The organism is Stenotrophomonas sp. 05L44_2, from assembly GCF_056665995.1.
The window spans coordinates 1-5,294 of record NZ_JBFTNR010000242.1 but is presented as its reverse complement, the minus strand read 5'-3'; the positions used below and the strand labels follow the sequence as shown (position 1 = coordinate 5,294).

The following is a 5,294-nucleotide window of genomic DNA, read 5'->3' as shown; positions in this document are numbered from 1 at the left end:
GATCGATGCTGCCGACCGGCACCACCTCCTCCACTTCCACGATGCAGACCTTGCCGGCCATTGCACAGGCCGGGTTGAAGTTGCGCGCGGTCTTGCGGAACACCAGGTTGCCGGCCTCGTCGGCTTTCCAGGCCTTGACCAGGGCAACGTCGGCGCGCAGCGCGGTTTCCATCACATAGTGCTTGCCATCGAACTCGCGGGTTTCCTTGCCCTCGGCGACCACGGTGCCGTAACCGGTGGCGGTGAAGAACGCSGGRATRCCCGCSCCGCCGGCRCGCAGSYKCTCGGCCAGGGTGCCCTGCGGRTTGAAYTCCAGCTCCAGCTCGCCGGCCAGGAACTGCCGTTCGAATTCCTTGTTCTCGCCCACGTASGACGAAATCATCTTGCTGATCTGCCGGGTTTCCAGCAGCTGGCCCAGGCCGAAGCCATCGACGCCGGCGTTGTTGGAGATCACGGTCAGGCCCTTGGCGCCACTGTCGCGCAACGCGGCGATCAGTGCCTCGGGAATGCCGCACAGGCCGAAGCCCCCCACGGCCAGGGTCTGGCCATCGGCGACCACACCCTGCAGGGCTTGCGCCGCAGAGGCGAAACGCTTGCTGCGCGTGCCGCTGGAAGTTGATTGCTGCATCTCTACTGCCCTACCCGGTGAGAATGCCGCCATTCTAGCGGCACACCCGTTACCGGCTGGGATGCGCCGCAGCATGAACCGGCATGCCGGGCTGCCAATCCGTAGAATGTTCCCTTTCCCGCTTGCGGTGCCCTTGGCAACGCGTGCTGTAGATGGAGAGGACAGGACGACGCATGGCCGAAGTATTCACCGGAGGGGAACTGTCCCGCTGGCTGGATGCCGGGACGCTGGAAAAGGGCAACCACCAGGTGTCGGCAGTGCGCGAGCTGCGCTACCGGTCACCGCTGCTGACCGCCCAGGTCGAGGGCTGGCAGGTGGCGATCGACCTGGATGCCAGCGCCCGCACCCCGCACAGCCCCCTGCAGAGTCGCTGCACCTGCCCGGCTGGCACGCACTGCGAGCATGTCGCCGCGGTGTTGCTGGCCGCACTGCAGAACTCACTGGAGGGTGAACCGGGTTCGCTGCGTGCGGCCGCCGATCCGATACTGCCTACCCTGCAGATCCAGGCGATGACACCGATCCTGCATCTGCACAGCATGGAATACCGACCTGCCTGGCTCACCGAACGTGACCCCTCGCAATGGCTCGACGTCGCCACCGTCGCGTTCGAGTACGACGAACACGTGCGTTTTCTCGACGACCCCTCGCTGTTCGTGCACGACGCCGAGGGCCAGCTCTACCTGCTGCCGCGTGACCTGGCCGGGGAGGCACGGCGCGAGGCTGAACTGCACAGCGTCCACCTGCACCGCGAGCGGCAACCGCGCATCGTGCTGGACGGCGGCGGCCCGTTGTTCGAGCTGCGCAGTTTCGACTGGACCCGCTTCCTGCTGGAGGATGTGCTGCGGCTGGAAGCGCTGGGCTGGAAGATCGAGACTGACGACGCCTTCCGCCACCGCATCACCCGGGTGGAGGACATCGACCTGGATGTCCGGTCGGTGTCCGCTGACAGCAACGAGCTCGACCTGGCCCTGACCATCGATGTCGATGGCCGCAGCATTGCGCTGGTTCCGCTGCTGCAGGGCGTACTGCAGTCCGATCCGCGCTGGCTGCGCGGCCAGCTGGATGCCATTGGCGATGACGAGAATGTATTGCTGACGACGGCAGACAATGAACGTCTTGCCCTGCGGGCAGCGCGGCTGAAGCCGGTGATCGCGCTGCTTGCGGACCTGTTCGGCGACCGTGGGCAACCGCTGCGCCTGCAGGCGCATGATCGCGGACGGCTGCAGGCCCTGCAGGACGCTGCGCAGTTACGGCTGCACAGCAGCAACGATACCCGTGCACGCGTGCAGCGCCTGCTGGACGCCCCGGCGATGAGCGCTGTCCCAGCGCCTCAGGGTTTGCGCGCGACGCTGCGCAGCTACCAGCTTGAAGGCCTGTCATGGCTGCAGTACCTGCGCCAGCAGGGCCTGGGCGGCGTGCTGGCCGATGACATGGGCCTGGGCAAGACACTGCAGACCCTGGCCCATCTGCTGGTTGAAAAGCAGAGTGGCCGCCTGGACAAGCCGGCGCTGGTGGTCGTGCCAACCTCATTGCTGCACAACTGGCAGAGCGAAGCGGCGCGCTTCACCCCGGATCTGCGTGTACTGACCCTGCACGGCCCCGCACGTGACACGCAGTTCGACGCCATTGCCGCCCATGATCTGATACTCACCACCTATCCCCTGCTCTGGCGCGACGAACCGGCGCTGCAGGCGCATTCCTACCATCTGCTGATCCTGGATGAGGCACAGCAGGTGAAGAATCCCAGGTCGCGCGCGGCGGCCACGCTGCGCACGCTGCAGGCGCGTCATCGCCTGTGCCTGACCGGCACCCCGCTGGAGAACCATCTGGGCGAGCTGTGGACGCAGTTCGACTTCCTGCTGCCCGGCCTGCTCGGCAGCGAAAAACAGTTCAACCAGCACTGGCGCCATCCCATCGAGCGCGGCAGCGACCAGCGTCGTGCTCAGCTGCTGGCCCAGCGGCTGCGACCTTTCATCCTGCGCCGGCGCAAGGACCAGGTCGCTTCCGAGCTTCCACCGAAGACGGTCATCACCCGCACCGTGGCAATGGAAGGCGCCCAGCGTGATCTGTACGAAGCCGTGCGTGCGGCGATGGAAAAGCAGGTCCGCGATGCGATCAACGGCAGCGGGCTGGCGCGCAATCACATCGTGGTACTGGACGCGTTGCTGAAGCTGCGCCAGGTCTGCTGCGATCCGCGCCTGCTGCCAGGCGAGACACCCGCGCGCGCTGCCGGTTCGGCCAAGCTGGACCTGCTGCGCGAGATGTTGCCTGCCATGGTCGAGGAAGGGCGGCGCATCCTGCTGTTCTCGCAGTTCACCGGCATGCTGGCGTTGATCGGCCAGGCCCTGCGGGAACTCAGCCTGCCCTACGTGCAGCTCACCGGCGATACCCAGGACCGGGTCACGCCCGTGCAGCGCTTCATGCAGGGCGAGGTTCCCGTGTTCCTGATCAGCCTGAAGGCCGGTGGCGTGGGCCTGAACCTGACCGCTGCCGACACCGTCATCCACTTCGATCCCTGGTGGAATCCGGCCGCCGAGAACCAGGCCACCGACCGYGCYYAYCGSATCGGCCAGGASMAGCCGGTGTTCGTCTACAAGMTGATCACCGCCGGCAGCGTCGAGGAACGGATCGCCGAGCTGCAGCAGCGCAAGGCCGACCTGGCCGACTCCATACTGGAAGGGAGCGGCAACGCAGCACCGCGCTTCGACGCAGCCGACCTGGAGGCGCTGCTGGCACCGTTACCCGGTGCGCCCAGACGCGCTGCTGGGAAACGCAGGACTACCCGCGCCTGATCCCCGGCTGGCCAGGCAACAACCGGGCCGCGTACCGGAAGATGTGAGCGCAGACCTGGCCCTCCGCATTGGCGTACAGCGGGCGACAAACCTGTGCAGCACCGGAAGCCAAGTGATCGACCCTGGCCTGTGCGGCAGCGAGCAGCTTGCCATCCGATCCGCTGGAGTGCGCCGCACCAGGAGCCTGCAACGCCGCCGGATTCACCGTGGATCTGACGTGGCAGGCGCTGCCGGGTCAGCCCGCCAGACTGCAACCGTGGCCGCCAGGAACAGCAGCAGCACGACGGGCTGACGGACCCGGACGGCGCTGGTCTGCAGATGCCAGGCCAGATCCTGCGGCGTACTCAGGTAGACCAGGAAAAGCACGGCGATGTAGCCCAGCGCGGCCAGCAGCGCCACCGCGGCCAGCGGCCGTTGCAGAACCCGACGCCACAGCACGGCCAGCACCAGCAGCGGCGCCAGCATCCACTCGTCCAGCAACAGGCGCTTGAGGATCATGGCGGACCCGCCGTCGGTCGTCAGCCGTACCAGCAGCTGCGACTGCAGGTCGGACCCGGCAAGATCGTTGCTTATATGCGCTGCAGCGACCGACGTCTTCCACGCCAGCAGCGGCAGCAGCGCAACGACAAAGGCCAACAGCACGCGCCAGCAAAGCCGGCGTTCGCGCAGCGCCCCTTCCAGCACCACACTGCCGACCACCACCGCTGCCAGAACTGCGCCCTCGTTCTTCAGCAGCGACAGCACCGCCACCACCAGTGCCAGCGCCACGATGTCGCCAGGCCGACGGCTGTCATCGGTACCGCGCAGGCGCATCGCCAGTACCAGCGCGGTCAGCGCGTACAACGCCACCAGCGTGTCCATGTAGCCGTTGACCAGCATTTCCCTGCCCACCCGCAGCAGCAGCAATGCCAGAAGTGCCACCCACCAGCGCGAGCGCAGGCCCGGCGCGATCAGCAGCAGGGCGGGCAACAGCAGCAGTGGTGCCACTGCCTTGGGCAGCAGTTCATTCCAGTGTCCCAGCAGGCCGGCAGCTGCGGCCATCAGCAGCGGTACCAGCGCGGGGTAATCGTTATGGCTCCAAGGCGCGTAATCATCCAGCTGGGCGTACAACGTGCCGTCCAGATAGATGCGCTTGGCATGGAACAACCAGATCGAACGCGGGTCCCAGGCATCGCCTGGGCTGCCGAGCGAAATCCCCACCAGCGCCAGCACCACCAGCACCGGAATCGCCACGCGCAGTTCGCGCAGTCCCAGAAGCGAAAGTGCTGCGCCGGCGAGGAATACGGCAAACAGTGCCAGCATCGGCCACCCCATCACGCCCACGGCGGCCAGGCCGTAGCAGAGCAGCAGCGAAACAAGCATGACCAGCGCCGCGCGGCGCCCGCGGTCAGCGGCAGTCGGCAAGAACGACATCTCCCCTCCTGTCGATCAGCTGGCATGCGTTCAGTACCGGGTCGGTGGCGCGCAGGATCCGGTGTGGCGTATCGGCATCGCTGAAGCGCTGCGGATACAAGGCTTCCCACATGCGCTGGCGGATCAGTTCATCGTCCTTCAGCCCCTGCCCCAGCGACAGCGGCGACAGATCGTGCGGCTGCCGCATCACCAGCGCGCGGGCATCGACGACCTCCTTGGGAACGGACACCTCAAAACCAGCGTCGGCGACGAACGCCTGGCCGAGCAGCGACATCTGGAAGTCGGACTTCCTTGCCGTCAGGGCAAGGGACACAAGGATCAGGATCGTCAGCAGGATGACGCTGGCGAGGCGCCAGCGTGCAGAGCTCGCGGTGGAAGGACTGGGTGTCATCTCGACGTCCGGCAACGAATGGAATGGAGGTTGATGAAAAGCAGCATCGAACGGGAAGGCCTATCGGCAG

The 5,294-nt window shown here is 66.5% G+C and carries 4 protein-coding genes; 1 reads left to right on the top strand and 3 read right to left on the bottom strand.

Annotated features, from left to right (window positions below; genetic code table 11):
• On the bottom strand, nucleotides 1-628 hold a 628-nt coding region (locus AC1VAN_RS10255; protein WP_480985746.1), incomplete at its 3' end, for a CoA transferase subunit A.
• A gap of 173 nt (nucleotides 629-801) precedes the next feature.
• Here AC1VAN_RS10255 and AC1VAN_RS10250 point away from each other — a divergent pair.
• Nucleotides 802-3,420: a DEAD/DEAH box helicase gene (locus AC1VAN_RS10250; protein ID WP_480985745.1), complete on the top strand. Its 2,619-nt coding sequence runs from the start codon at nucleotides 802-804 to the stop codon at nucleotides 3,418-3,420.
• A 201-nt stretch (nucleotides 3,421-3,621) separates the two neighbouring features.
• On the opposite strand, the gene AC1VAN_RS10245 is transcribed toward AC1VAN_RS10250, so the two are convergent.
• Together AC1VAN_RS10245 and AC1VAN_RS10240 are read right to left on the bottom strand one after the other, a co-directional pair.
• On the bottom strand, nucleotides 3,622-4,833 hold the full coding sequence (locus AC1VAN_RS10245) for a hypothetical protein (protein WP_442251692.1): 1,212 nt from the start codon (nucleotides 4,831-4,833) through the stop codon (nucleotides 3,622-3,624).
• Entirely contained in the window at nucleotides 4,808-5,239 is a 432-nt protein-coding gene (locus AC1VAN_RS10240) for a hypothetical protein (RefSeq protein WP_282280436.1), read from the bottom strand. The genes AC1VAN_RS10245 and AC1VAN_RS10240 overlap by 26 nt, the downstream gene beginning before the upstream one ends.
• Nucleotides 5,240-5,294: the final 55 nt, after the last annotated feature.

Bases quoted from the DNA above. Each gene is read 5' to 3' on its own strand.
- AC1VAN_RS10245 (WP_442251692.1), bottom strand. From the start codon at position 4,833: ATGTCGTTCTTGCCGACTGCCGCTGACCGCGGGCGCCGCGCGGCGCTG.